This window comes from Propionibacterium acidifaciens, from assembly GCF_003798325.1.
GTDB classification, from domain to species: domain Bacteria; phylum Actinomycetota; class Actinomycetes; order Propionibacteriales; family Propionibacteriaceae; genus Propionibacterium; species Propionibacterium acidifaciens.
The window spans coordinates 2,379,105-2,405,660 of sequence record NZ_CP033719.1; the positions used below are offsets into that span (position 1 = coordinate 2,379,105).

Sequence of the window (26,556 nt, forward strand, 5' to 3'; positions counted from 1 at the left end):
ACACTCGCTTCGGAACGTAATCCGTCGCTCCTCGAGTCTCCGCACAGCTCCCCTCACAATGAGTTAGCCATGGGCAAGGACCTGCTGGGAGACATGGACCTCTTCGCGACGGCCCTTGTCGCAGAGGAGCTTCCTGAAGCCCTCTCCGGTAGCTGTGCTGGTTCATTCTTCTGTGGAGGTTCATTCTCCACCGCGGGAAGCTGCGGGAGTTCCATCTCCTCGAGTTCATCCTTCTCGTCTGCGACAGGCTAGTGGGATTTTCACCTCGGAGGCTTCGGTTTCTGTGAATACTTGGGACAGTTCAGCGGGTCGGTGCCACTTAGGTGCAGAGAAGAGGACTTTGATGGCGGTTGTTGATGACCGGCCGCGGTTGCGGTCCGACGTCGAATTGGTCTCAGGTTTTGACGGTGAGTCCCTTCTTCACGTAGCGCCCGACGGGCGCTACGTGAGGTTGGGATCCGCCGCTGCTGAGCTCGTCCCGTATTTCGACGGCACTAGGAGTGTCCACGATATTGCATTGGGTGTGGTTGGTGACAGAGACATCAGTGCGCAGGACGTTGAAGTTGCCCTGCAACGACTGGTGGAAAGTTTGGCGCGAGCGGGATTTTTGGATGGTGTCCCGCGCGCATCCAATCCATCTCTTCGTTCTTGGTTCTCGCGCACGCCTACTAAGAGATTTCCGCTCCTGAGTGCCGATTCTGTGGCGCGCTTCATCCGCCCTGCGACTGCCTTGGTCGACGTGTTGCGTCCACCGGCCATGATAATTCTCATCGCCTGTTTGGCTGTGGTTATCTCGGGGGCGAGCGTGGGTGTTTTGGCTGTAAGATACATGACCATTCGTACGACATGGGTGCCCTTTGTCATGGGTGCCCTTTGTCTCACTTGCCCTATGCCTCTTGGCCACTGTGGCTCACGAGGCCTCGCACGCGGTCGTCTGCCACGTTTCGGAGCATCCAGTACGGAGCTTGGGGTTAGCGCTGTGGTATTATTTTATTCCGATCGCATACGCCGACCGGACCGACACGTACCGGGTCCGCAGTCGGGTAACTCGTGTTGCCATTAGCGTGGCTGGCCCGGCTTCGGACATGTTCTGGTGTGCCGTGGCATCTGTGTGCTTGCTCACTGGCGCGGTCGACGCATCAAGCGTTCCGGGGCAGGTGCTCGGCGGTTGCGTCTACTTCTTCCTTGTCGGGCTGCTCGGCAACTTGAATCCGTTGGTTCCCTCGGACGGCCAGCAGGCTTTGGAGACGGCGTTTGGATTGGTCAACGTCCGCAACAGAGCTATCGGCTACCTGCTGGCCAAGCTCCCCGGTCGGGACTCCGATGCGACGCCGATGGATGTTCCTCGCATGGCGAGATCTGCGTATTTGGTCTATGGGGCGGCTTGTTGCACATACCTCATCGCCGTGGCCGGAATGATGATCTGGTCTGCTGCCAGCGTAGTATCACTCATGGTCTCGGGGAGGTGACGCGGTGGTCGTGAACGTTGCCCCTTGCTGGGCGGTGAGAACGGCGGGACTACCCTTGGAGGTTGTTGATGGGCGAGCTTACGATCGGTGTATCGAGTTACTGGGGGAGCTGGACCATCACCTCGTCGAGGTCCATCGGGCGGGGGATGAGCTGGCTGATCTCCTACATCATGCGGTGAACCGACTCGCCGGGAAATCGGACCTCACTGGGCCTGTTCTGAGGCTTCGACGTGACGCCCACAGCGGTCGCGTACCATCTCGCTCTGTCGAGAAATTCCTCTTTCGGATTCGAGAAGTACTGACCCACCAAGAACGCGAATCGTTGGACTGCTGGATGGCGCATCTCGACAATTTGGCAGCAGCCAGACGCTCCTACGAGCTAAGCGTGGAGGCGGCGGTCGAGACCACTCATCGAGCGCGTGTGGAAGCCCTGAAGCGGCCTGAGATCCTGCGGGGAATAGCCATCGCCAGTCCCACCCTGTGTCTGGCGCTGCTTGATGGTGATACGCCGCACACTCGTCCAGCCAAGCGACGGCGCTTGGAGCGCTCGGTGGCCCTCTACATGGGCCGGATCAGTCGAAAGACCAGCCCCTTCTCCACGTTGACCACCGTAATCACTCAATCGGCTGATGGAACGGCGCAAGCTCTGCCTGACAGCATCATTGAGGTGGCACCTGCGCTGCGTCAGACGCTTCTCGAGACCCTCGCCATGTACGAAGCCTGTCCCGATGTCGTCCTCCGGGGCCCCACGATCAGCATGTCCTCCCCCAATGCACAGGCGTGCGCACGCGTCCTCTTGCCGATTCGAAGCTGCTACGATAATTTTTTCTACGCCGAGGATACTGCTTTCGATGTTCCTCGTGAACTTGATGTTCTGGTATCGGAAGAAATCCCGCACACCGTCGGGGAGTGGCTCCACATTCTGGATCGCGACAGATGGTCATTGGCTGAATTGATTGCCGAAGGTCTGCTTGTACCCCAGCCGCCACTTGGCGGTCTCAAGGAGATCGTGACCGAACCGGCGGGATGTGAGCATACTAGCGGTGCGGCCCTGAGGTCCATCCTTGACGCAGAATCCTCTGTCGCGGACCCCCGCCCGGATGTTCGCGCTGTCGGCCTCCTGCAACTCAGAGAGCGTGCTGCGGAGTTTGTCGCAGCGCGTGAAGGAGTTGCGCCGTCATGGATGAGGACCGCACCCTTGGTGCATGAGACCTGCGTGACCGATCCCGAACTGGTGCCACTCATTCCACAGGGCAGTTTGCGTCAAGCCATGACGGACGTGGCGAAGATCATTCAGCCCACTGTCGCTCGGTCCACGTTCTACGACGCCGTCATCGAGGCCTTCCAAGCGTTGTCAGGGTCCGCTGGCAGGCTTCCCCTGGTCGAGTTCGTCACCTCGTGCGTCTCATCTCCTTTGATGACGTCAATTACAAATCAGACCATGTGGCGCGACTTCCAGCGTGCCGAGTGGAGCCGGGCGCACGGTGTGGACGAAGCAATCCGCTGCGATGGTCTGGGAACGTTGGCGCCAGCAACCTTCACGGCCTTCCTCCAGCCAATCGGAGATCGGTCAGATTCCTGGTCAATGGCCGTACTGAACAGGGTGAACCAAGGACCTGGTGGACTGCTCGTACGTTGGGGTGAGCTTCAGGGTTGTGCTCACCATTTGACGACCCACTACACGCCGTGGCTTCAAACCCTTCACCCGGACGCTCGGATCGCTGCTTTGACAACGGGAGACAGCTGGGCAGGGGTCCAAAAGATTCCAGATTACGTGGTGCCTCGTCTCCTATGGCCAACCCATGCATTGAGTTCGGGTCGGCATGAGGCTGACATATCAGCCACTGATCTAGATGTGGTCCTTGATTCTGAAACCGCAACTCTCCAAGTCGTTCTCCGAGCTACCGGGCAGCCCGTCGCCCTGCCGTATCTGGGAGTGATTCCGCAGCACCTGCTGCGTGGGGCCGGGAAGATTCTTCACGCACTGACCGATCCTTGGGTGTACGACTTTCGGCTGGGTCTGGAGGCAATGGACACTCGACTTGAGCCACAGCAGCCCATAGAGATGGTTCCGAGGGAAATGGCCGGGGCGGTGGTTGTGCGCCGATGCTCATGGCGGGTGCATACCCACACCATGCCTCTGGTGGGTGGCCGTGCTACCCCGGATGCGGCCACGTTGCTGGCCGAGTACCACCGATGGCGCTCCCACCACCGAATTCCGCGCCGAGTCTATGTGAAGACAGGTGAGCAGGTGGCTGGGAACCTGCGGCGCAACAAGCCGCTATTCGTGGATCTAGCTGATCCTTCCGGTCTCGACCTGCTGCTGAAACTGGCGCACGAGGTCACTTGGGTCAGTATCGAAGAAGCACTCCCGGATGATGACGCATGGTGGCCAATTGGCAGCCATGCGCCTCGTTGTATGGAGATCACCGCGACGATGGCTCTCGGATCGGGGAATAGGAGATGAGTACGTCCCAGTGGCTCTACCTGAAAATCGGGACGCCAGGAGTACTGGCAGCCGAATCCTTGCTGCGTCACGTCATCGTCCCCTTCATGGGTGAGCGTGGATACTTGGGGAGCACTGACCAATCAACATGGTTCTTCATCAGATACCTAGACGCCACCGGTCTGCATTTGAGAATCCGAATCTGGGGACAATTACAGACACTCCAAGAGATGGACGTCACCCTGCGCAGTGCGCTCGGGCACTGGCACGCCCAAGGAAAGGATCAGATAACCTACGTCCGCCGTGCCGTGTATGTCCCCGAGTGGGTCAAGTGGGGAGGGCCTGATGGCGTTCGCTGGGCGGAGAAGGTGTTCGCGGCGTCCTCCCGTTTCGCCTTAGCCGTGCCATCGACCTACTGGGAGCGAAGATATGGGCTTGCGCTACTTCTCATGCGCCGCGGAGTCGATATGCTTCCACCTGAGCAGCGCGTCAGTTTCACATACAATTATGCGTGGTTCTGGTCGGGTGGTGATGATCCCATAATTTCGTCAATGCGAGAGGTCGTGCGCCATGGCGCACGACGAGCAGCCGACCATCTGGTAGGCCAGATGGCGTTGTGGGAATCAAGCTCAGGGGAGTGGCGCAGTCTTATGGAATGCTACGTGCAAGCACTCGAGGACGACTTGTCCCGAACGGATCATCCTGGACGACGACTCTTCAACCATCTGCACCTGACATCGAATCGACTTGGCGTCTCGCCCCGCGACGAGGCTCTCCTCGCAGAGGCGCTTCGTCTCTAGGATTCCTAGTATTTGCTTTGAAGGAGATGGTATGCTCAAAGCCACACCAGAACCACTCATCCGCGTCTCGGGGGCAGTTAAACGCTACGGGCAGGTAACTGCCTTGGCTGGGGTGGATGTTGAGGTGTTCCCGGGTGAGACGGTTGGAATCCTCGGCGCTAACGGTGCTGGCAAGACGACGCTCATCGAGTCGGTCATGGGCGCGCGGCTCCTAGACGAGGGCGACATCGAGGTGTGCGGTTTCTCGCCAGTCAGGCAACGAGAAGAATGCGCTAGGAGGATGAGTCTCCAGCCACAGGGATCTTCCTTATTCAAGCACTTGTCGGTGACGGAGAGCCTGGAACTGTGGGCGTCGTTTTATCCGCGACCGCGTGAGGTTGATGAAGTCATCGCTCTGGTTGAGCTCGAATCGAAACGACGGGCGCGAGTCAAGACCCTGTCAAGTGGCCAGCAGCAACGAGTTCGGTTGGCGTTGGCGCTCATCGGGGACACGGAGATCGTGGCCTTCGACGAGCCTACTGTTGGGCTTGATCCGTTGGCGCGTGAACAGGTGTGGGATGTGATCAGGCAGCGTGCTGGTCGGGGTGCAGTGGTCATGGCCACTCAGATGATGGATGAGGCCGAGGTTTTGTGCGACCGAATCGTGATCATGGACGCCGGCCGGATCGTCGCTGCAGGTGGTGTCGGTGAGTTGCTGGTTCGCTACGCGGGACAGGGCAGTGTCTCGTTCAAGACGGTTGCTCCCGTGGATGCCGCCACCATGAAGAAGCTCCCCGGGGTCCTCTGGGCATCGACAAGGCGCGTGGGTGGTTCGACGAGTGTCAGGTTGGTGACCTCGGACATGGCTCGCGCCCAGGCAGCAGTCCGCGCATCGAGCTCTGTCAGGGCGGAGAACCTCAAAACTGTTGGCCCATCACTCGGAGACGTATTCCTTCGCCTGGTCGGCAGGGAACTCAACGCTCCTATTCATGAGGAGAATTGATGAAACAGATGCGAGCTCTCTCCCAGGCCAGTTTCAGGGAACTGTTGCGTGATCCGATGACTACCGGGTTGGGCATGGTCTTTCCCATGTCGTTCATCGCGATGTTCTTGGTACTGCCGGATCTTCCCCAACCGCAGGGCCGGATCAGTGCCTTGGCCTTTGGCCTCCCGGCCGTGCTGATTTTCTCAGTACTTGCTCTGGGACTCTCGGGGACCGCTGCTCCGATGGCGCAGTTGCGCAAGGATGGCGTGCTGCGGAGTCTGGGGATGACTCCGGTGACACGGTCCCAGTACCTGTGGGCGCAGATCCCTGCGAGAGTTGCGGTGATCGGGGTAGAGTTTTGTCTGATCTGGCTCATCGCGGTGGTGTCGGGCTCGCTGGCGCTGGTAGCGCCCGTGATGTTGGTATGGGCGATGGTGCTGTGCGTGGCGACGGCACTGACACTGGGGTTACTGATCGGATCGCGATCCGACAACCCAGGGCTCGTTGGGGCGATGGCGGGAATTTTGGCCCCCGGCCTGCTGTTCCTGTGCGGGCTGTTCTTGCCCTACCGAATGATGCCCGTCGCGGTTGAGTACGTAGGACTGTTCTTCCCCTACACCTACGTCGGTGACATGCTGCGCCACACCTTGGTGGGGGCCCAGTTGCAGTACCCAGTGCTTCAGGGCTCAGCGGTGTGCATTGCATGGACGGTCATCATGGGGCTGTTGGCTTGGCGAGGATTCAGATGGGATGCACAAGGATGAGTAGTACTACGACAACGAGGTTCAGTGAACAGACGACCGCGAGTTTGAACGGACTGGTTGGGCGCACAGGTGTGGTGGGCGGCACTCTCAAATTGCCCGGTGCCGATGGGGATGGCCGAATGTCCATCTATGCAGCCAGCACGGGGAATCTGGCAGCCGTGCTGGACGGGGTCCGCGTGTCCACGCGTGGCGCGAGTACGTGGGGAACGATCGACGGTGCAGGTGGCGCGTTCGACTCTGAGGATGCTCGCCTTCTCAGCATTGCTGAGGGAGTGGAACGCTACTCGTCATGTGTCTACGACGAGGAGCAGTTCGTCTGGGCAACGGCTCGAGAGTTGGGTGCGGAGGCCGTCGACCTCACCCAGTTCCCGTCCGTGTCGGAGGCCGAGACTAAGCGTACGCCTGCCTGGGTCGCGCCCAATGTCGATGCGCCCATGCGGTGGGTTAGATCGGTGTGCATGATGACGGGCGCGATCCGCTGGATACCGGCGATAGCTGTCTACCTGCACCTTCCGTTCGCGAGTATTGGCGAAAGGTTCACCATACCGATTTCCACTGGCTGTGCTCTGCACACTGATCCCCAGTTGGCCATCAGAAATGCACTTCTCGAAGTGATTGAGCGTGATGCCGTTGCGCTCACTTGGTTGCAACAGATCCGATGGCCAAGGTTGAACACGACACTCTTGTCCGATTCCGAGGAAGTGGCCATGGCCATGCAGCCGACCTCGACGGAAACGATGCAGTACTTCAACGCGACCACGGACTTGGGGGTCCCCACCGTATACGGGGTCTCGGTGGTTCCAAACCATCCAACGGTGCGACAGGTCGTGGTTGCAGTCACCTCATGGGATTTTGACTCCGCTGTCATCAAACTGGTTCGTGAGGGCATCTCGTGCCGCATCGCCCTCGAACACCGACAGTTGGAGCGCACGGATCCGACCCAGTTCTTCGCAGTGCACGATGGAGCGCTGTACATGGCATCGCCAGAGCGCAGCTCGGCTTTCGATTTCTTGCTGGACGATTCACTTGGGCCTCGAGGCATGGCGCAACCTGCTCAAACTCTTGGGACAGATGCCGACGGAGCGGAAGCAGTCCGCTGGCTGTTAGATATCCTGCAGGAGCGAGGAATGACTGCTTACGTGGTGAACATGACAAGCCGTGAGGTGAATGATGCCGGGTTGTTCTGCGTGCGCGTCATAGTGCCCCAGCTGATGCCCTTGTAATTCGTCCACACCACACAGTTCCGTGGCAGCCGTCGTCTGTACGATGCCCCGGCGAACATGGGCTACGTTGTTCGCAGGGAAGAGGACCTGAATCCGTGGCCACAGCCGTTTGCCTGACAACACAGAAAGGACCATCGTGTACAAACTTGTGATAGTCGCTCTCGGTGCATTCGGTGCCGCGGTTTCTGAACGCCTGAACGGGCCGGACGCGTGGATCTGGCAGGGGGAGCCCTTCGATATCGATGTGTCCAGACTCCCTCTTGCTGATTCCTACGTGATGGTTGTTGGTCATCCCTGTCCTCAACTTGAGATTCACTTGTGTCAAGCGGTACTCAATTGGCGGCGGAGGTTCATCCCTGTTGTCCATGAGCATCCCTATCTGCGCAGCGGCCCGGTCACCTACGTAGGTGCCCTGGCCTGTTCTGCTTGTTATGACCGCAGGATCCACCAGCACACTGCATCAAACGAGGTGTCCGACAGGATGGCCGATGAGTATCTGCGTCGAGGTGACGCTGCTCTGCCTCGAGGCATATTGCCCGTATGGGCCGATGTGGCTTCAGGACTCGCGACGCTTCGGCTCGCACAGGGTCCAGAGGCGGGGCCTCAGGTGGCTCGACAGATGCTGGGCGTCGATCTTGTCTCAGGTGGTGTCGTTCGCGCCGAGGTCATTGGGGTTGATGGCTGTCGCGTCTGCGGCAGGATCGAGGGTGATCCCTTGGACCGCTCGATCGTGAATCTTTCTTCCATACTGTCCGCGATGATGTCAGGAGCACACGATGGAATCGACTGACGCCAGCGAAGTGGCCGAGCAGAGATCCGATGGTGGCGTGGCAGGGCGCATTGATGCCGTGACCATGTTGCGAGCAGCTCGAAATGACCCTGAGATGGCCATCCCGCAGCGGCCAGCCTTCATGCCGGGTGGCGTTGTGCTTCCTCTTTCCAATGGACTCATTGTTGATGGCGGTGCTGCCCGACAATTACTCAACGGGAGTGCTTCCACATCCTTGGTGCCACGGATGATCGACCTGCTCGATGGCACGAGGACAGTTCCTGAGGTTGCTGCTCAGCTGGCTGTTCCATCGGTTCAGGTCGAGGCTGCGGTTGCGTTAATGGCAACTTGCGGCCTGATTGTTCCATCGCTCGACGCTCCGGATGACGTTGCCCCTGATGTTGCGGCTGCTCTGGCAAGACACTTGGATACCACCAAGCGCTGGCCTTCAGCTGCGGAAGCATATCATGCCGCCGCCAGACAGCCGGCATACGTGGTGAACAACGGTTTGCTGACGCAGTTGTTGACGGAATCTCTGAGGTTATCCGGTGATCGGGCTTCCCTGGTCGACACTCCGCTCCAAGCTGAGCAATCAGGGTACATAATCCTGGTCGGAGCAGCCGCAGATACCCTGCGCCAAGCGATGAATCATGTGCGTGGCACGAATGGAGTGGTGAGAGTCTGTGGTCTTCGCCGGGATCGCGTATGGATTGCGCCTACGTCCAGCAAGCAAACAGTGTGTATGAACTGTCTGCTGTCCACGCTTGACGCGGTGCAGCTCTCGGGGTCGGTGGACGACAGCAACCCCGCCCTGCGTCTGGCTGCAGCCTTGATCGCCTTGGAAATCTTCCATGAAAGGCTGGGTATCGGCAGGCCGTTGGCATCAAATTCATTGCTCGTCCATGACTTGAGCGCGGGGCGGAGTAGCCAGTGGATGGTTCCTCGCACGCCTGGGTGCGATGGTTGCGGGATCCCCGGAGATCGAGTTGACCCGCCGTGGCCATTCATCTATGACCAAGCGGCAGTGTTCCCACCGCGCAATCAAGTGGCGATGAAGGGGCATCAAATGCATTATAAGCCATCGAATGTAGCGTTGCAGTGGGCTAGTCGTGATTTCAGTCACTCTGACCATCATCGCTTCTCTGCCGATCCGGACTGGCAGCACCCAACAGACGCTCGCTCGAAACTCGGCGCGTTGCTGCGATACGGGTTTGGGTTGCATGAGATCGGCGACATCACTCAAGTGCGACGGTTCTCCCCAACTGGGGGAAATCTGGGGTCACCGGAAGGTGTTATCATCGTTCGTGATGTCGAGGGCGTCGAGCCAGGGGCATATTGCTACCTGCCGTTTGAGGATAAGTGTGCCTACTTGGGAGAATTTTCGGATGCCTCCTTATCTGCTGCAATCTCCGATATGGATTTCGAGGCGGTCCTAGTTGTGACGACTGCCCTGGAGCGGGTTGAGAAAAAGTACCATTCATTGGCCTTGCGTATCTGTTTCTTGGATGCGGGGGCTGCTGTTTCTCAGCTACGGCATGCTGCAGATGCTTTTGGCTTTCGGGCATTGCTGGTTGAGCATTGGGATGATGGGGCACTCGCGAAGCGTTTCGGCAACAATGAGCTCCACCCGGTCATGGCGGTCATTGGAATTTGTGGACTCAATGGTGTGGGGAAGGAACAGTGATGGTAGTCATCGACAGGGTCGACGTTCTGGATGAGACAGTCGCTCGTCTCAATGGGTGGGACAGAGGGTTTCCACACACGAAGTCGAAAACTTCGGAAACCAACTGGTCTGATGCTGTGGATTTACCGGAGCCAAGTGAGAGCCAAAGGAATTTCTGGGAGGTTCAGCGACTCCGCCGATCCGTTCATGGTTACCAGAAACACCCGATCCCCCTGGCTGACGCGGTTGCTGTGTGTGAGGCGGCCCATGATCCTGACGCAGAGACCGAGATCCTGCTTGTGGTTCGTGATGTGAAGGGAGTCGAACCGGGTCTGTATGCCTATGACGGTGAGCGTCTGGGACTCCTAGAGGCGGTTCCTGCCGACTCCACGCGTCGTGAGGAATGGTTCCTGCAGCGTGAGTTTGCTGCTGCTCCGGCAGTGCTGGTCCTCGTATCGAGTGTTGCGGCGTGTGGAGGCAGCATGCATGCGTATCGACAGATGATGGTGCACGTCGGCGAACAGTGTCAAGACGCTGCTCTGGCGGCTGTTGGCGTCGGCTTGGGCGGGGTGATCTTTGCCGGCTTGCTGATGGTCGGTTTACTCGATCTGGGGATTGACGGTTTCCAACGTACCGGAGTCGTTGGGTATGCTTTCGGGTACCCCCTGGACGCCCAGAGGCAGTGAACTATGGCCGTCATGAAACGAAACCGTATTTTTCGTGGATTTCCTGTGCTGTTCCGGATATGATCGGAGCATGCAGGTCGGGGTCACCCCGGAAGAAACCGCCGTCCTGATCAGGTGGAAGAAGCGTTCCGACAATCATGTGCTGGTTCGGATGAAAGCAGAAGCGATCCTGTACGCCTCTGAAGGAGTCGGAATCGACATCATCGCGAAGATGGTCGAACGGACCGAGAGGACAGTGCAGGAATGGCCGGCCGAGTGGCAGGCCACCAGGATGCGCCGGGTCCCGGCTGGGCACGCGGGGAACCAGAACGCGGCGGAACCCGCCCGCGCACAGAAGGAAGAACTCAAGGCCATCCTGGCCCAGCCGCCCTCCCAGGCGGGCGTCCACGCTGAGTTCTGGGACGTCCCGGCGATACGTGACGTCGTGAAGATCATGTTCGACGTGGAATACCAGTCGGACTCCTCGTACCAGCTGCTCCTGCGCTTCTGCGGGCTGAGCCTCGAACTGCCGGACCCGTTCGACGAGCACCGCAACGAGAAAGCCATCACCAGACGCATGACCGAAGTGAAAACCCAAGTCAATGCCCTGTTGGACGCCGGCTGGGAGGTCTACACGGCAGACGAGGCCCGCCCCGAGCACGAGGCCTGGACCCGCCGGATGCAGCTCCCGAAAGGACAACGCACCAGACCGGTCCGTGGACCGGCAGAAGACGTCCCAGTCCTTCTTCAGTGCCCTGTCCCTCATCAATAAGAAGGTGAAGCTGTACCCGATCGAGGGGAACTAGAACACCGAACAGATCATCCTGGCTCTGGAACGGCTACAGCGTGAAACCAAGACCGACCGGCTCGCGGTCGTCCCGGACAACGCCCGATTCCACCACGCGAAAGCCCTGACCGGCCTCTACGAGCCCGGCCGGCTGCTGGAGCGCATCACGCCGGTTCATCTGCCGCCGTACGCGCCCGACCACAACCCGGTCGAGCACGTCCGGAACGCGGCCAGGAACGACATCGCGACCATTCAGCGCGAGACCCCCGAAGAAACCTTCGGCGCGTTCGCCTCATACGTCACCGGCCGCGCCTTCGACTACGACTTCGAGCACCTCCCACTCCGCGAAACCAGAAACGATTTTGTTTCATGACGGCCATAGTGAACTCATGGTCAATTATTCTTCAAGTACTCGGTCAGATCCTTTGAGTCGACGAACAGGCGCACCTCGCCGGTCCGGGGATCGACCTCGGCGTGTACATCGAGGCGCCGTTTTGAGCGGTACTGGACAGAATCGGCCAATTGCACCGAGAAGGTTGCCGAGGCGAACAGTTTCATCTTCAGAGGTTGATCTGTGGTCATGCTAGCCATTCAACCACTTTGGCTGCAGGGTTGGGTTGGCAGGGTCTCGTCAAGTCCTGTCTGAAGGTGTCAGACTAGGCGCTCTGGTGTGTCCGTGGTGTGATGGACACAGGGAGGGGTGGTGTCAGCTGGTGAGTGCCTCTGGAGTGGAGTAGGTTTTCGGACAGTGGTGAACGTCTGGTTCAGGCTATCTTGTTGCGGCGTCTCCATTCGGTGTTGATTTCGTTGGGTGTGCGGTATAGTGTGACGCACGTCGAGGCCTTCCGGATGGGCAGTGCAAGAACTTCCATCATCAGTAAGGACTCGGCCCTCACCCAATGACCGACGCGCTCAACCGCCAACCCGCCCATCCGTGAAGAGCCATCAAACCTGGGGTGGTTTAACCTCGAACCGGCCGGACAAGTCATGGCCTTCGGTACGCTGGCGGGCATGGCCGATCCGTCCACCTATCGTCCCGCACCGGGCGAGATCCCCACGAGCCCGGGGGTCTACCGGTTCAGCGATGCGCACGGCGGGGTCGTCTACGTCGGCAAGGCCAAGAACCTCCGCAACCGACTGAACTCCTACTTCCAGGACGAGTCGGCGCTGCATCCGCGCACCCGCACGATGGTGCGCACCGCCGGTCGCGTCGAGTGGACGGTCGTGCAGAACGAGCTCGAGTCGCTCCAGCTCGAGTACACGTGGATCAAGCAGTACCGGCCGCGGTTCAACATCATGTACCGCGACGACAAGAGCTACCCGTGGCTGTGCGTCAGCTGGAGCGAGGAGTACCCGCGGGTCTTCGTCGGGCGCGGCGCCAAGCACCGCGGGTGGCGCTACTACGGTCCCTTCGGCAAGGCCTGGGCGATCCGTGAGACCCTCGACATGCTGCTGCACGTCTTCCCGATGCGCTCGTGCACGAAGGGCGCCTTCAACGCGGCCGCCCAGTCGGGGCGCCCCTGCCTGCTCGGCTACATCGGCAAGTGCTCGGCGCCCTGCGTCGGCAGGGTGGGCGCCGACGAGCACCGCGCGATCGTGGCCGATCTGTGCGCCTTCATGGAGGGCCGCACCGGGCGCCTCGAGAGGAAGATGACCGAGCAGATGGTGCAGGCCTCCGCCGAGGAGAACTTCGAGCGCGCCGCCGTGCTGCGCGACTCGCTCGCGGCCCTGGCCGAGGCCGGCGAGCGCAACGCCATCGTCCTGCCCGAGCGCACCGACGCCGACGTGGTCGCCCTGGCCCTCGACCCGCTCGAGGTGGCCTTCCAGGTCTTCCACGTGCGCGGCGGGCGGGTGCGCGGCGAACGCTCCTGGGTGGCAGACCGGGCCGACGACGCCGACGAGGGCGGGCTCGTCGAGTCCTTCCTCCTGACGCTGTACTCCGACTCGGCGGTGCCGCGCGAGGTGCTCGTCCCGGCCCTGCCCCCTGACGCCGGGGCGCTCGCCGAACTGCTGGGCGCCCAGCGCGGCGCGGCGGTGAACCTCCACGTGCCCCGGCGCGGCGACAAGCGCGTCCTCCTGGACACGGTCGCGCAGAACGCCGCCCAGGCGCTGGCCCGGCACAAGGCCAGGCGCTCGGCCGACCTGGAGACCCGCAACCGGGCGCTGGCCGAGCTCGCCGAGCTGCTCGAGCTGCCCGAGGCGCCGCTGCGCATCGAGGGCTACGACATCTCGCACCTCCAGGGCACGCAGGCGGTCGGCTCCATGGTCGTCTTCGAGGACGGCATGGCCCGCAAGAGCGAGTACCGCCGCTTCGTCATCAAGAGCTTCGAGGGCTCGGACGACCTGCGCGCCATGGACGAGGTGCTCACCCGGCGCTTCGGCCGCCTGCTCGACGACCGCGCGGTGCTGCGGGACGCCGGCCGGGACGCCCTCGTCGACCCCGGCACCGGCCGGCCGCTCAAGTTCGCCTACGCCCCCTCGCTCGTCGTCATCGACGGCGGCCCGCTCCAGGTCGAGGCCGCCCAGCGCGCCGTCGACGCGCTGGGCGTCACCGGGGTCCGCGTCATCGGCCTCGCCAAGCGCCTCGAGGAGGTCTGGCTGCCCGGCGAGGAGTACCCGCTCATCCTGCCGCGCACCTCCGAGGGCCTCTACCTGCTCCAGCGCGTGCGCGACGAGTCGCACCGCTTCGCCATCGCCCACCACAGGCGCCGGCGCTCGGCGGCGATGGTCGAGTCCGTGCTCGACCAGGTGCCGGGCCTGGGCCCGGTGCGGCGGGCCACGATCCTCGAGCGCTACGGCTCGCTCAAGCGGCTGCGCGGGGCCGGTGTCGCCGAGCTCGCCGGGCTGCCCGGCATCGGGCGGGCGACGGCCGAGGCGATCGTCGCGGCCCTGGCGGCCGACGACGCGGCCCCGGCCGTCAACACGACGACCGGCGAGATCCTCCGGTGAGTCCGGCCGGGGTCCGTCCCCTCGTCCGGGGCGTCGAACGCCGGCGTCCGACGCCCAGGGTGGCCGATAATGGGGGTCGTGAGTGATCTGCCAGCGCCCGTCCGCACCCTGCCGAAGGCCCCCCGCACCGTCATCATCACCGGGATGTCCGGCGCGGGACGACGCACCTGCGCCCACGCCATGGAGGACCTCGGCTGGTTCGTCGTCGACAACCTGCCCCCGTCGATGCTGCCCGAGCTCATCGGCACCGCCAACGACTCCGGGCTGAACCGGCTGGCCGTCGGTCTCGACGTGCGCGGCCGGGAGATGTTCGACCAGCTGCCCGCGGTCTTCTCCCGCCTGCGCGAGCGGGGCATCTCGCCCGAGATCTGCTTCCTCGAGGCCAGCGACGAGGCCATCGTCCGCCGCCAGGAGTCCAGCCGCCGCCCGCTGCCGCTCCAGGGGGACGGCCGGCTGCTCGTCGGCATCGAGAAGGAGCGCCGGATGCTGTCGGACCTGCGCGCCAGCGCCGATCTCGTCATCGACACCTCCCGCCTCAACGTCCACCAGCTGGCCGCGCGCGTCGCCCACGCCTACGGCGGGGACGAGGCGGGCACCCTGCGCGTCCAGGTCATGAGCTTCGGCTTCAAGAACGGCGTGCCGCTCGACGCCGACTTCGTCTTCGACGTGCGCTTCCTGCCCAATCCGCACTGGGTCCCCGAGCTGCGCCCGCAGACCGGCCTGTCCGAGGCGGTCAGCGGCTACGTCCTGGCCCAGGACGGCGCCACGGAGTTCCTCGACGACCTGCAGAGCATGTTCCGCATCGTCGCACCCGGCTACCTGCGCGAGGGCAAGCGCCAGGTGACCATCGCCGTCGGCTGCACCGGCGGCAAGCACCGCTCGACGGCCATGACGGAGGCGGCCGCCGCGCGGCTGCGCGCCGACGGGATGCAGGTGAGCGTCCTGCACCGCGACCTCGGTCTCGAGTGAACCGTTCGCGGGGCCGGACCGGGCCCCCAGAGATGAGAGTGAAGGGGATCGGCGATGCGCGACCCAGGTGAGCTTCCCAAGGTCGTCGCCCTCGGCGGCGGACACGGCCTCTACTCGTCGCTCGCGGCGCTGCGGCGGGTCACCGACGACCTCACGGCCGTCGTCACGGTCGCCGACGACGGCGGCTCGTCGGGCCGGCTGCGCGCCGAGCTCGGCGGCCTGCCCCCGGGCGACCTGCGCATGGCGCTGGCCGCCCTGTGCGGCGACGACCACAACGGGCGCCGCTGGGCCACCGTGCTCCAGCAGCGCTACCGCTCCGACGGGCCCCTCAACGGGCACGCCATCGGCAATCTGCTCATCGAGGGCGTCTGGCAGACGATCGGCGACCCGGTCGCCGGCCTCGACATGGTCGCCGACCTCGTCGACGCCCGCGGGCGGGTCCTGCCCGCCTCGACGGTCCCGCTCGACATCGAGGCGGACGTCCTCGGCCTCGACCTCGAGTTCCCGACCGAGGTGCAGGTCGTCCACGGCCAGCACGAGGTCGCGGTGACGCGCGGCCTCGTCCAGTCGATCCGGCTGCTGCCCGACGACCCCCCGGCCTGCCCGCAGGCCCTCGCCGCCATCGCCGCGGCCGACTACGTCGTCCTCGGTCCCGGGTCGTGGTTCACCTCCGTCCTGCCGCACCTCATGATCCCGGGGCTGGCCAGGGCGATCATCGAGTCCGGGGCTCACAAGGTGCTCACGCTCAACGTCGCGTCCGGCCACGAGACGGCCGGCTTCTCGCCGACCCGCCACATGGAGCTCATCGCCGAGCACGCGCCCGGGCTGCGCCTCGACACGGTGGTCGCCGACGAGACCTTCGCCGGCGAGGACGAGACCCTCGAGGCGGCCTGCGCCCGGCTCGGCGCCCGCCTCGTCATCGGCGACGTCGCCATGCACGACAACACGGCCCGTCACGACCGGCTGCGGCTGGCGTCGGTCTACAGCGAGCTCATGCTCGGTTGACACCGGGCTCCGGGGCCGGTTGCGTACCCTGAGTGGGGTCGACGCCGAACAGGGGGAGAGCAGATGGCACTGACGCAGCAGGTGAAGTCCGAGCTGGCCACGGTCCCCGTGCTCAAACCCGAGTCGCGCCGCGCCGAGATCGCCACGATGCTGCGCTTCGCCGGCGGCATCCACCTCGTGAGCGGCCAGATCGTCGTCGAGGGCGAGTTCGACACCGGCAACGCCGCCCGCCGCCTGCGCGCCGGCATCCGCGAGCTGTACGACTTCGACTGCGACATCATCGTGGTCAACTCCTCGGGCATGCGCCGCGGCACCCGCTACGTCGTCCGCCAGGTGCGCCGGGGCGAGGACCTCGCCCGCCTGACCGGCCTCATCGGCGCCCGCCGCGTCCCGGTGCGCGGACTGCCCGCCCAGATCGTCGGCGGCTCGCTGGAGGACCAGGTCGCCGCATGGCGGGGCGCCTTCCTGGCCCGCGGTTCGCTCACCGAGCCGGGCCGCTCGATGGCACTCGAGATCACCTGCCCCAGTTCGGAGTCCGCGCTGGCCCTCGTCGGGGCGGCCCGCCGGCTCGGCATCGGCGCCAAGGCCCGCGAGGTACGCCAGATGGACCGCGTCGTCGTCCGCGACGGCGACGCCATCTCCGAGCTGCTCACCCGGATGGGCGCCAACGAGTCGGTGCTCGCCTGGGAGGAGCGGCGCATGCGCCGCGAGGTGCGCGCGAGCGCCAACCGGCTGGCCAACTTCGACGACGCGAACCTGCGCCGCTCGGCCCGCGCGGCCGTCGCCGCCGGCGCCCGCGTCGAGCGCGCCCTGGAGATCCTCGGCGAGGACATCCCCGACCATCTGCGCTCCGCCGGCGAGCTGCGCCTGTCCCATCGCGACGCCTCGCTCGAGGAGCTCGGCCGTCTGCACGTCCCGCCGCTCACCAAGGACGCGGTGGCCGGCCGCATCCGCCGCCTTCTCGCCCTGGCCGACAAGACGGCCGCCGAGCGCGGCGTCGCGCCCACGACCGCGGCCCTGACCTCCGAGATGCTCGCCGACGACAAGTGAGACGGCGACAAGTGAGCCGGCGAGCGCCGGAGCCGGGCCCCGGGCCGTGCATGAACAGGCATTCCGGAATCCGAATCCTGCACGGATTCCCAGAAGGGATTCCGGGATGAGCCCCATGGATCATGGGGCCGCCGGTCGGATAAGATTGCCTCGTCCGAGTCTGGGGGCCGGGTGTGACGCCGGGTGGCTCAGGCATCACGACCCGTCGAAGGAGAATCGACTACATGACCGTCAAGGTTGGTATCAATGGTTTCGGCCGCATCGGCCGCAACTTCTTCCGTGCGATGATCGAGCAGAAGGCTGATCTCGACATCGTCGCAGTCAACGATCTGACTGACACCAAGACCCTCGCCCATCTGCTCAAGTACGACTCGATCCTCGGCCGCTTCGCCGGTGAGGTGACCTACGACGACAGCAGCATCATCGTCGACGGCAAGGCCATCAAGGTCTGCTCCGAGCGCAACCCCGCCGATCTGCCCTGGAAGGAGCTCGGTGTCGAGGTCGTCGTCGAGTCGACCGGCCTGTTCACCGATGGTGAGAAGGCCAAGGCCCACATCGAGGCCGGCGCCAAGAAGGTCGTCATCTCCGCCCCCGCGAAGAACGTCGACGGCACCTTCGTCATGGGCGTGAACGAGAAGAGCTACGACCCGGCCACCCAGAGCATCATCTCGAACGCCTCCTGCACGACGAACTGCCTGGCCCCGCTGGCCAAGGTCCTCCAGGAGAAGTTCGGCATCGAGCGCGGCATCATGACGACGATCCACTCGTACACGGGCGACCAGCGCATCCTCGACGCCCCGCACAAGGACCTGCGTCGCGCCCGCGCCGCCGCCCTCAACATGATCCCCACCAAGACCGGCGCCGCCCAGGCCGTCGCCCTCGTGCTCCCCGAGCTCAAGGGCAAGTTCGACGGTCTCGCCGTCCGCGTCCCCACGCCGACCGGCTCGCTCACCGACCTCTCGTTCATCCCGGGCCGCGAGGTCACCGTCGAGGAGGTCAACGCCGCCGTCAAGGAGGCCGCCGCCGGTGAGCTCGAGGGCATCCTCGCCTACACCGAGGACCCGATCGTCTCCACCGACATCCAGGGCGACCCGCACACCAGCATCTTCGACGCCTCCGAGACCAAGGTCATCGGCAACCTCGTCAAGGTGCTCAGCTGGTACGACAACGAGTGGGGCTACTCCAACAGCCTCGTCAACCTGACCAAGCTCGTCTGCGACAAGCTCTGAGCCATCATCACCACGTGGGGCAGGGCGCGTCGGCTTGGCCGGCGCGCCCTGCCCCGTCGTGAACCGCCCGTGCGCATCCCGTCGACCCGTCCGCCGCGGTTCACCCGCCAGGAATCATCCATGACGAACCACCGAATCCCAGTTCCAGGAGTTGACCAGTGAAGACTGTCTCCCAGCTCGGCGATCTGCGCGGCAAGCGCGTCGTGATCCGCTGCGACTTCAACGTGCCGCTCAACGGCACCATCATCACCGACGACGGCCGCATCCGCGCCGCCCTGCCCACCCTGAGGGCCCTCCTCGGCGCCGGCGCCCGCGTCACCGCGCTCGCGCACCTCGGCCGCCCCAAGGGCCGGATCGACCCCGCGTTCTCCCTGGCCCCCGTCGCCGCCCGCCTCGGCGAGCTGCTCGGTCAGGACGTGAAGTTCGCCGCCGACACCGTCGGCCCCTCCGCCCAGGCCACCAGCGTCTCCCTCGCCGACGGCGAGATCGCCCTCGTCGAGAACGTCCGCTTCGAGCCGGGCGAGACGAGCAAGGACGACGCCGAGCGCGGGGCCCTGGCCGCCGAGTACGCCCGATTCGGCGAGATCTTCGTCTCCGACGGCTTCGGCGTCGTCCACCGCAAGCAGGCCAGCGTCTACGACTTGGCCAAGCTGCTGCCGAACGCCGCCGGCGAGCTCGTCGCCAAGGAGGTCTCCGTCCTGTCGAAGATCACCACGGACCCGGAGCGCCCCTACGTCGTCGTCCTCGGCGGCGCCAAGGTCGCCGACAAGCTGGCCGTCATCGACAACCTCCTGTCGGTCGCCGACACCCTCGTCATCGTCGGCGGCATGGCCTACACCTTCCTCAAGGCCCAGGGCCACGAGGTCGGCGACTCGATCCTCGACGAGTCCAAGGTCGCGACCTGCCGCGAGTACCTCGACCGCGCGCGGGCCACCGGCAAGAAGATCCTGCTGCCCGTCGACGTCGTCGTCGCCGAGGGCATGGACTTCGACGCCCGCAGGGCCGTCGGCGAGGTCTCGGTCGTCCCCGCCGATGCGATCCCGTCCGACCGCGAGGGCCTCGACATCGGGCCCGAGTCCGCCAAGGCCGTCGCCGCGGAGATCGCGGGCGCCCGGACCGTCTTCTGGAACGGGCCCGCCGGCGTCTCCGAGATCTCCGAGTTCGCCGGGGGGACCAGGGCCATCGCCGACGCCCTGGTCTCGTCCGAGGCCTTCTCCGTCATCGGCGGCGGCGACTCCGCGGCCGCGGTGCGCGCCTTCGGCCACTCCGACGACGAGTTCGGCTGGATCTCCACCGGGGGCGGCGCCTCCCTCGAATATCTTGAAGGAAAGGAACTGCCCGGCCTGGCGGTTCTGGAAGGGAGCAACTGATCATGGCACGCAAGCCGATCATGGCCGGCAACTGGAAGATGAACATGAACCACGTCGACGCCGTCGGCCTGGTCCAGAAGCTGGCCTTCACGCTGCAGGACAAGGGCTACGACCCCGAGGCCTCCGAGTGCGTCGTCATCCCGCCGTTCACCGGCATCCGCACCGTGCAGACACTCATCGAGGGCGACCGGCTCCCGATCGTCCACGGCGCCCAGGACGTCTCCGAGCACGACGACGGCGCCTACACCGGTGACATCAGCGCCGACATGCTCGCCAAGCTGGGCTGCACCTATGTGATCGTCGGCCACTCGGAGCGTCGCCAGTACCACGGCGAGACCGACGAGCTCGTCAACGCCAAGGCCGTCAAGGCGCTCTCCAAGGGGCTCACGCCGATCATCTGCGTCGGCGAGTCCCTGGAGGTCCGCAAGGCCGGCCAGCACGTCGAGTTCACCGTCGCCCAGGTGAGGGGGGCGCTCGCCGGCATCCCCGCCGGGCAGGTCGCCGGTCTCGTCATCGCCTACGAGCCCGTCTGGGCCATCGGCACCGGCGAGGTCGCCACCCCCGAGGACGCCCAGGAGGTCTGCGGCGCGATCCGGCGGGCCGTCACCGAGCTGTACGACGAGGCCACCGGCCAGTCCGTGCGCATCCAGTACGGCGGCTCGGTCAAGCCCGGTTCCGTGACGGCCATCATGGCCAAACCCGACATCGACGGCGCCCTCGTCGGCGGCGCGAGCCTCAAGCCCGACGACTTCGCCGCCATCGTCCGCTTCTACGCCATGGCCCAGGCCTGACGGGGCCTCCCCGGGGCCGTCCCGACGGGACCCGCGAGCAGGGGCGTCCGGCACGATGCCGGACGCCCCTGTCGCTGCTCCGATCCGCCTTGGTCCGTGGGCTAGAATCACCGGGTGATGCTAATCCCGCTCATGACATGGCCCATCACGACGCTGTCCATCGTGCTCGTGGTGCTGAGCTTCACACTCACCGCCTTCATCCTCCTCCACAGGAGCCGCGGCGGCGGCCTGTCGGATCTCTTCGGCGGCGGCATGACCACCTCGACGAGCGGCACGTCCTCGGCCGAGCGGATGCTCGACCGGCTCACTGTCATCATCGGTCTGCTGTGGCTGGCCTGCATCATCGGCCTGCTCGTGCTGTACCGGGCGACGGCGTGAGCCCGATCGGAGCCCGGCACGAGCGTCATCCCCTCTCCCCCGATAGGAGCATCCAGCTGTGGCTAGTGGCAGCGCAATCCGTGGCAGCCGCGTCGGCGCCGGTCCGATGGGCGAGGCCGAGCGCGGCGAGACGGCGCCCCGCGTCCAGGTCGCGTACTACTGCGCGAACGGGCACGTGACGCGTCCCTCCTTCGCCCAGGACGCCGAGATCCCCGAGGACTGGGAGTGCACCAGGTGCGGTCTGCCCGCCAGCCGGGACCAGCAGGATCCGCCGCCGAGGCCCCGGGCCACCCCGTACAAGACCCATCTGGCCTATGTGAAGGAGCGCCGCAGCGACAAGGAGGCCGCTGCGATCCTCAAGGAGGCCCTGGCCAATCTCAAGAAGCGCCGCCGCAGCGGCGAGATCATCTACTGATCGGCGGGCCCCGCCGCGGCGCCCCTCACAGGTCGCACTGGAAATAGGGGACCGTCGAGGCGGCGGCCCGGTCGACGAACCAGACGGTCCGCTCGGCGCCGTGCACCCGAGCGGCCGGTGTGCGCGGGTCGCCCCCGAGCGTGGCGGCGAGACAGCCCGCTCGCTCGGCGCCGCAGGCCAGGCCCCAGACCTGGCGGGAGCGGTTGATCGCCTTGTAGGTCAGCGTGACCTGCTCGGCGGGGCCCTCGGGGGCGTCGGTGACGCCGGTCGCCAGCTGGCTCGTGCCGCTCTGGGCGGTGAAGCTCGGGTGCCGGGGGAAGATCGAGGCGACGCGCCCGCCCCGCCCGATCTCGAGGAGACAGATGTCGAAGACCGTCCCGTCGAGCTCCTTGGCGTAGGCGTAGGCGGCGTCGTCCGGGTCGGCGGAGCCGTTCGAGCTCGGCATGGCGTGGATGTTGGACGGCGGCAGCGTGAGGGCGCCGCCGAGGACGGCGAGGGTCGCCAGCGAGTTGCGCGAGGGGTCGGTCGTCGTGACGAAGGCTTCCGAGCTCCACCACAGGTGCAGACGGGTCGGGACGATGCCGCCCGAGCGGGCCAGGGCGGCCAGGTGGGCGCACACCGCGCGCTCTGCGCGGCCGCCGCAGAAGCACAGATGGGCGGTGCCGCGCTCGGACTGGGCCCGGGCCAGGGCGTTCACCAAGTGCTTGCTCACCTCGGTGGTGAGCTCGTCCTCGTCCGCGTAGCGCAGGACCCGTAGGGCGCTCATCAGCCGGCCCGTTCCGCGAGGGCGTCCAGCGTCCGGACGAGGACGGTGTCGGGGTCGAGGCGGCGCAGCTCCTCGCTCAGCAGGGCCACGGTGCCGCGGCGCCCCAGCGCCGCGGTGCGCACCGGCTGGTCGGGGATGACGAAGATCGCGTCGGAGGTCCGCTCGCGGCGCACGGCCACCTCGCCGGCGTCGGTCTCCAGACGGACGGCCGTGAGCCCTGGCCCCATTGAGGTGCGCACCTCGACCGGCACGCCGAGGCGGGAGTCCAGCCAGGCGGCGAAGAGCTCGGCCGGGGCGTTGTCGGCGGCGGCCTCGACGACCGCCGAGCGCACGGGCCGGCGGCACTGGTCGAGGGCCGAGGCGACGAGTGCCCGCCAGCGCGTGAGGCGGGTCCACGACAGGTCGGTGTCGGCCCCGCTGTGCTCGCCGCGGGCGCGCGCCACGAGCGCGGCGACCGGGTCGTCCGCGTTCGTCGCGTCGGTGATGCGCCGGGTGGCGAGCGCCCCGATGGGGTCCTCGCCGGGCAGCTCGGGGCCGCGGCCGGGCCACCAGGCGACGACCGGCAGGTCGAGCAGGAGCGGCAGGACGACCGAGTCGCCGTGGCCGACGAGCTCGCCGGTCAGGCGCAGGGTGATCATGTCGCCGGGCGCGCCCTCGCCGACGCGGATCTCGGCGTCCATGGCGGTGGGACGGTCGCGGCCGCCCTCGATGACGACGATGATGCGTGAGGGGTGCTCGACGGCGGTGGCCTGCGCGGCGTCGAAGGCGTCGGAGTACTGGCGGGTGGTGCTCACGACGATGAGCGTCATGACGAGGCCGGAGGCGGCGCCCGTGGAGCGGCGGGCGGCGAGCGCCCGCGCGGCCACCTCGGAGGAGTTCGTGTCCGTGAGTTCGATGATCATCTGGGTGACCTCCCTAGGGACGGCGCCAGGCGAAGCCGTCGTTGGCCAGCATGCGGGCGCCGCCGGCCGGGCCCCACGTGCCGGAGGCGTACTGCTCGGGGCGTCCCTGGGCAGACCAGTGCGCCAGGACCGGGTCGAGCAGCCGCCAGGAGAGCTCGACCTCCTCCTGCTGCGGGAACAGCGGCGGCTCGCCGAGCAGGACGTCGAGGATGAGGCGCTCGTAGGCCTCGGGGCTCGTCTCGTTGAACGAGTCGGCGTAGGCGAAGTCCATGCTCACCTGGCGGATCTCCATGGCCGTCGCCGGGACCTTGGCGCCGAAGTGCATCGAGACGCCCTCGTCGGGCTGGATGCGCAGGACGAGCGCGTTCGTGCCGAGCTCGCGGGTCTCGGTGTTGGTGAAGGGCAGGTGCGGGGCGCGCTTGAACATGAGCGCGATCTCGGTGACGCGCCGCGGCATGCGCTTGGCACTGCGCAGGTAGAACGGCACCCCCGCCCAGCGGCGGGTGTCGATGTCGAGGCGGACGGCCGCGTAGGTCTCGGTGGTCGAGTCGGGCGCGATGCCCTCCTCGTCGAGGTAGCCGATGACCCTGCTGCCGCCCTGCCAGCCGGCCGCGTACTGACCGCGCGCGGTGTGGGCGTCCAGGTCGTCGGGCACGCGCGCCGCGGCGAGCACCTTCTGCTTCTCGATGCGCAGCTGCGAGGCGTCGAAGCTGTTCGGCTCCTCCATGGCGGTGAGGGCCATGAGCTGGAGCAGGTGGTTCTGGATGACGTCGCGGGCCGCGCCGATGCCGTCGTAGTAGCCGGCGCGGCCGCCGATGCCGATGTCCTCGGCCATCGTGATCTGCACGTGGCTGACGTGGTTGCTGTTCCAGAGGGGCTCGAACATCTGGTTCGAGAAGCGCAGGGCCAGCAGGTTCTGCACGGTCTCCTTGCCCAGGTAGTGGTCGATGCGGAAGACCGACTCGGCGGGGAAGGCCCGGGACAGGGTGTCGTACAGCGCGCGCGAGCTGGCCAGGTCGTGGCCGAAAGGCTTCTCGATGACGACGCGCTTCCAGCCGGTGGACTGGTCGGTCATGCCGTGGCGGGTGAGCTGGTCGATGACCCGCTCGAAGCGGCTCGGCGGCACCGACAGGTAGAAGGCGTGGTTGCCGGCCGTGCCCTGCTCGGTGTCGAGCTCGTCGAGGACGGCGCGGAGGCGCTCGAAGGTGCCGCCGTCGTCGAAGTCGCCCCAGACGAAGCGGATGCCCGCGACGAGCTGCTTCCAGGTCTCGTCCCGGAAGGGCGTGCGGGCGTTCTCCTTCACGTGCCCCTTGACGATCTCGGCGAACCGGGCGTCGGTGTAGTCGCGGCGCGCCACGCCGACCAGGCCGAAGCCGGGCGGCAGCAGCCCGCGGTTCGCCAGGTCATAGACGGCGGGCAGGAGCTTCTTCCGGGACAGATCGCCGCTCACGCCGAAGAAGACGAGCGCGCACGGGCCCGCGATGTGGGGCAGGCGGCCGTCCTCGGGGTCGCGGAGCGGGTTCACCCACTCCTGCTGTGCTGCGGTCATGGCGTCCTTCCGGGTCGTCAGGAACAGCTCTCAAGATTAGCCGCAGGGCGGGACCGGTGGATCGGCGGACGCGTCGCCCCGCCGGTCCGCGGCGGGGCGCAGGGGCGCGCGGCCTCGGCGCAGGCCGCCGCGATGACCCTCAGCGCCGTCCCCAGCCGGGCCGCCGGGACGGCGGCGAAACCGAAGACGATGCCCTCCTCGCGGCCGGTCCGACCCCATCGTCCCGCCAGGTCCCCGACGAGGACGCCGCGGGCCCGCGCCGCCTCGACGACCCGCGCCCCGGGCGCGTCGGTGAGGACGACGGCCTGCAGGCCGCCCATGAGCGGGGCCGGACGGGCCCCCGGCGCGTCGGAGAGGGCCGCCAGGACGGTGCGCCGGCGCGCCCGGTAGCTGCGTCGCATCCGCTGGATGTGGCGGCGCAGCTCCCCGCTGGCAAGATAGCCGGCCAGCGCCTGCTGGACGAGCGTGCCGGTGGGCGGGCCGAGGAGCCGGCGGCGGGCGAGCAGCGGATCGAGCAGCCCGTCCGGGGCCACGAGGTAGCCGGTCGCCAGGGCAGGCGACAGCACCGTCGAGAAGGTGCCGAGCGTGAGGACGCGCCCCGTCGAGGGGTCGTCCAGGGCGGCCAGCGGGGGCAGTGGCATGCCGACGTAGCGCAGCTCGGAGTCGTAGTCATCCTCGATGACGAGCACCCGGCCGGCCCTCGCCCAGTCCAGCAGCTCCTGGCGGCGCCGGGCGGCCAGCACGCCGCCGTGGGGGTACTGGTGGCTCGGCGTGACGATGACCGCGTCGATCCCCGAGGGGTCCGGCAGACGGTCGGTGACCAGCCCCTCGTCGTCGACGGCCAGGGCGACGGTCCGGTGTCCGAGCGCCCCGGGCAGTCCCGACAGGGCCGGATGGCCCGGACTCTCGACGCCGACCCGCAGCCGCGCCGGTCCGTCCCCGCGTCCCGCCGCGGCGCGGGAGCCCGCGAGCGCGCCGAGCGCCAGGGCGAGCCCCTCGCGCGCGCCCGCCGTGACGAGGATCTGCTCGGGCGGCCGCACGAGGGAGCGCATGAGACGCAGGTGCTCGGCCACCTCGCCGCGCAGGGCGCCGAGCCCGGCCGGGTCCGTCGAGGCGGCCGGCTCGGCCAGCGCCTCGCGCCAGGCGCGCCGCCAGGGCGGGGAGTCGATCGCCGAGATGTCCGGGTGGCCGGGCCGCAGGTCGAGCAGCCCGTCGTGCCGCGGCGCGCCGTCGCGCCCCCCGGGCGCCGTGCGCCGTCGTGCACCGGCTGGCGCACGACGCGCCCGCACCTGGGCGATCCGGGTGCCCGAGCCGCGGGTGGCGACCAGATAGCCCTCGGCCTCGAGCTGCTCGAAGGCCGTCACGACGGTGCCGCGCGCGACGCCCAGTGAGGCGGCCAGTGCCCGTGTCGAGGGCAGGGCGTCGCCGGCCCTGAGGGCGCCCGACTCGACGAGCCCCCGCAGGCCGGTGACGATCTGGTGGGTCAGCGGCGCCGGTCCGTCGCGGTCGAGGACGAGCGGGGGGTGGACCACCAGCGTGCTGCGCATGGTCCGAGACTGCCACCGGCGACCAGAAGTGGTCCAGTCGAAGATTCATGATGTGGATCTTGCGGTGGTCCACTGCTGGGGCTGGA

The 26,556-nt window shown here is 66.2% G+C and carries 26 protein-coding genes; 21 read left to right on the plus strand and 5 right to left on the minus strand.

The features are described from left to right. The first annotated feature begins 93 nt into the window (after positions 1–93). From EGX94_RS14425 to EGX94_RS14430, 12 genes are all read left to right on the plus strand, one after another. Complete coding sequence (locus EGX94_RS14425; RefSeq protein ID WP_226906098.1) at positions 94–252, plus strand: hypothetical protein; 159 nt, start codon at positions 94–96, stop codon at positions 250–252. Positions 253–1,100: 848 nt separating this feature from the next. Next, positions 1,101–1,469 (plus strand): hypothetical protein, encoded by a 369-nt coding sequence (locus EGX94_RS10160; RefSeq protein ID WP_123826259.1) that lies wholly within the window; start codon positions 1,101–1,103, stop codon positions 1,467–1,469. 334 nt (positions 1,470–1,803) lie between these two features. Beyond that, positions 1,804–3,936 carry a hypothetical protein gene (locus EGX94_RS10165; protein WP_123826261.1) on the plus strand — a complete coding sequence of 711 codons (2,133 nt, stop codon included), beginning with the start codon at positions 1,804–1,806 and terminating at the stop codon, positions 3,934–3,936. Beyond that, a complete protein-coding gene (locus EGX94_RS10170) occupies positions 3,933–4,715 on the plus strand; it encodes a thiopeptide-type bacteriocin biosynthesis protein (RefSeq protein WP_021797782.1) in 783 nt (260 codons plus the stop codon). Before EGX94_RS10165 ends, EGX94_RS10170 begins: the two co-directional genes overlap by 4 nt. Positions 4,716–4,746: 31 nt before the next feature. Continuing rightward, positions 4,747–5,697, plus strand: coding sequence for an ABC transporter ATP-binding protein (locus EGX94_RS10175; RefSeq protein ID WP_021797780.1), 951 nt, complete (start codon positions 4,747–4,749; stop codon positions 5,695–5,697). After that, on the plus strand, positions 5,697–6,443 hold the full coding sequence (locus tag EGX94_RS10180; protein ID WP_021797759.1) for an ABC transporter permease: 747 nt from the start codon (positions 5,697–5,699) through the stop codon (positions 6,441–6,443). The genes EGX94_RS10175 and EGX94_RS10180 overlap by 1 nt, the downstream gene beginning before the upstream one ends. Positions 6,444–6,562: 119 nt before the next feature. Then, positions 6,563–7,666 (plus strand): YcaO-like family protein, encoded by a 1,104-nt coding sequence (locus EGX94_RS10185; RefSeq protein WP_192962649.1) that lies wholly within the window; start codon positions 6,563–6,565, stop codon positions 7,664–7,666. 136 nt (positions 7,667–7,802) lie between these two features. Further along, the gene (locus EGX94_RS10190) at positions 7,803–8,456 is read left to right on the plus strand and encodes a hypothetical protein (RefSeq protein WP_123826263.1); all 654 of its coding nucleotides are present in this window, start codon (positions 7,803–7,805) and stop codon (positions 8,454–8,456) included. Further along, positions 8,443–10,119: a nitroreductase family protein gene (locus EGX94_RS10195; protein ID WP_021797785.1), complete on the plus strand. Its 1,677-nt coding sequence runs from the start codon at positions 8,443–8,445 to the stop codon at positions 10,117–10,119. Before EGX94_RS10190 ends, EGX94_RS10195 begins: the two co-directional genes overlap by 14 nt. After that, entirely contained in the window at positions 10,119–10,784 is a 666-nt protein-coding gene (locus EGX94_RS10200; RefSeq protein ID WP_021797784.1) for a nitroreductase family protein, read from the plus strand. Before EGX94_RS10195 ends, EGX94_RS10200 begins: the two co-directional genes overlap by 1 nt. A 70-nt stretch (positions 10,785–10,854) precedes the next feature. Then, positions 10,855–11,535 carry a hypothetical protein gene (locus tag EGX94_RS13485; protein WP_192962650.1) on the plus strand — a complete coding sequence of 227 codons (681 nt, stop codon included), beginning with the start codon at positions 10,855–10,857 and terminating at the stop codon, positions 11,533–11,535. 46 nt (positions 11,536–11,581) lie between these two features. Continuing rightward, positions 11,582–11,923, plus strand: coding sequence for a transposase (locus EGX94_RS14430; RefSeq protein ID WP_081707410.1), 342 nt, complete (start codon positions 11,582–11,584; stop codon positions 11,921–11,923). Between the two features lie 20 nt (positions 11,924–11,943). Here the strand turns inward: EGX94_RS14430 and EGX94_RS10215 are convergent, their stop codons facing one another. Continuing rightward, positions 11,944–12,132, minus strand: a complete 189-nt coding sequence (locus EGX94_RS10215; protein WP_123826265.1) for a hypothetical protein — start codon at positions 12,130–12,132, stop codon at positions 11,944–11,946. A 429-nt stretch (positions 12,133–12,561) separates the two neighbouring features. Here EGX94_RS10215 and uvrC point away from each other — a divergent pair, with 429 nt between their 5' ends. The 9 genes from uvrC (at position 12,562) to EGX94_RS10260 (ending at position 21,706) form a co-directional block, all read left to right on the plus strand. Then, positions 12,562–14,499: an excinuclease ABC subunit UvrC gene (gene uvrC, locus EGX94_RS10220; RefSeq protein ID WP_043121902.1), complete on the plus strand. Its 1,938-nt coding sequence runs from the start codon at positions 12,562–12,564 to the stop codon at positions 14,497–14,499. A 144-nt stretch (positions 14,500–14,643) separates the two neighbouring features. Next, positions 14,644–15,468, plus strand: coding sequence for an RNase adapter RapZ (gene rapZ, locus EGX94_RS10225; RefSeq protein WP_404825153.1), 825 nt, complete (start codon positions 14,644–14,646; stop codon positions 15,466–15,468). Positions 15,469–15,522: 54 nt separating this feature from the next. Continuing rightward, the gene (locus EGX94_RS10230) at positions 15,523–16,473 is read left to right on the plus strand and encodes a gluconeogenesis factor YvcK family protein (protein WP_021797766.1); all 951 of its coding nucleotides are present in this window, start codon (positions 15,523–15,525) and stop codon (positions 16,471–16,473) included. Positions 16,474–16,536: 63 nt separating this feature from the next. Beyond that, a complete protein-coding gene (gene whiA / locus EGX94_RS10235; RefSeq protein ID WP_021797773.1) occupies positions 16,537–17,523 on the plus strand; it encodes a DNA-binding protein WhiA in 987 nt (328 codons plus the stop codon). A 224-nt stretch (positions 17,524–17,747) separates the two neighbouring features. After that, positions 17,748–18,752, plus strand: coding sequence for a type I glyceraldehyde-3-phosphate dehydrogenase (gap, locus tag EGX94_RS10240; RefSeq protein ID WP_021797763.1), 1,005 nt, complete (start codon positions 17,748–17,750; stop codon positions 18,750–18,752). A gap of 158 nt (positions 18,753–18,910) precedes the next feature. Continuing rightward, complete coding sequence (locus tag EGX94_RS10245; protein ID WP_021797764.1) at positions 18,911–20,122, plus strand: phosphoglycerate kinase; 1,212 nt, start codon at positions 18,911–18,913, stop codon at positions 20,120–20,122. Positions 20,123–20,124: 2 nt separating this feature from the next. Next, complete coding sequence (gene tpiA, locus EGX94_RS10250) at positions 20,125–20,913, plus strand: triose-phosphate isomerase (RefSeq protein WP_021797774.1); 789 nt, start codon at positions 20,125–20,127, stop codon at positions 20,911–20,913. A gap of 117 nt (positions 20,914–21,030) precedes the next feature. After that, on the plus strand, positions 21,031–21,291 hold the full coding sequence (secG, locus tag EGX94_RS10255; RefSeq protein ID WP_051245529.1) for a preprotein translocase subunit SecG: 261 nt from the start codon (positions 21,031–21,033) through the stop codon (positions 21,289–21,291). A gap of 58 nt (positions 21,292–21,349) precedes the next feature. Then, entirely contained in the window at positions 21,350–21,706 is a 357-nt protein-coding gene (locus EGX94_RS10260; RefSeq protein ID WP_021797787.1) for an RNA polymerase-binding protein RbpA, read from the plus strand. A gap of 25 nt (positions 21,707–21,731) precedes the next feature. Here EGX94_RS10260 and pgl read toward each other — a convergent pair whose 3' ends face one another. The 4 genes from pgl to pdxR are packed head-to-tail and all read right to left on the minus strand — an operon-like array spanning position 21,732 to position 26,470. Continuing rightward, positions 21,732–22,472 carry a 6-phosphogluconolactonase gene (pgl, locus tag EGX94_RS10265; protein WP_021797770.1) on the minus strand — a complete coding sequence of 247 codons (741 nt, stop codon included), beginning with the start codon at positions 22,470–22,472 and terminating at the stop codon, positions 21,732–21,734. Beyond that, positions 22,472–23,374, minus strand: coding sequence for a glucose-6-phosphate dehydrogenase assembly protein OpcA (locus EGX94_RS10270; protein WP_021797756.1), 903 nt, complete (start codon positions 23,372–23,374; stop codon positions 22,472–22,474). The genes pgl and EGX94_RS10270 overlap by 1 nt, the downstream gene beginning before the upstream one ends. Positions 23,375–23,387: 13 nt before the next feature. Beyond that, on the minus strand, positions 23,388–24,923 hold the full coding sequence (zwf, locus tag EGX94_RS10275; protein WP_028706729.1) for a glucose-6-phosphate dehydrogenase: 1,536 nt from the start codon (positions 24,921–24,923) through the stop codon (positions 23,388–23,390). A 17-nt stretch (positions 24,924–24,940) separates the two neighbouring features. Beyond that, positions 24,941–26,470, minus strand: a complete 1,530-nt coding sequence (pdxR, locus tag EGX94_RS10280; protein ID WP_051245530.1) for a MocR-like pyridoxine biosynthesis transcription factor PdxR — start codon at positions 26,468–26,470, stop codon at positions 24,941–24,943. Between the last annotated feature and the right edge of the window lie 86 nt (positions 26,471–26,556).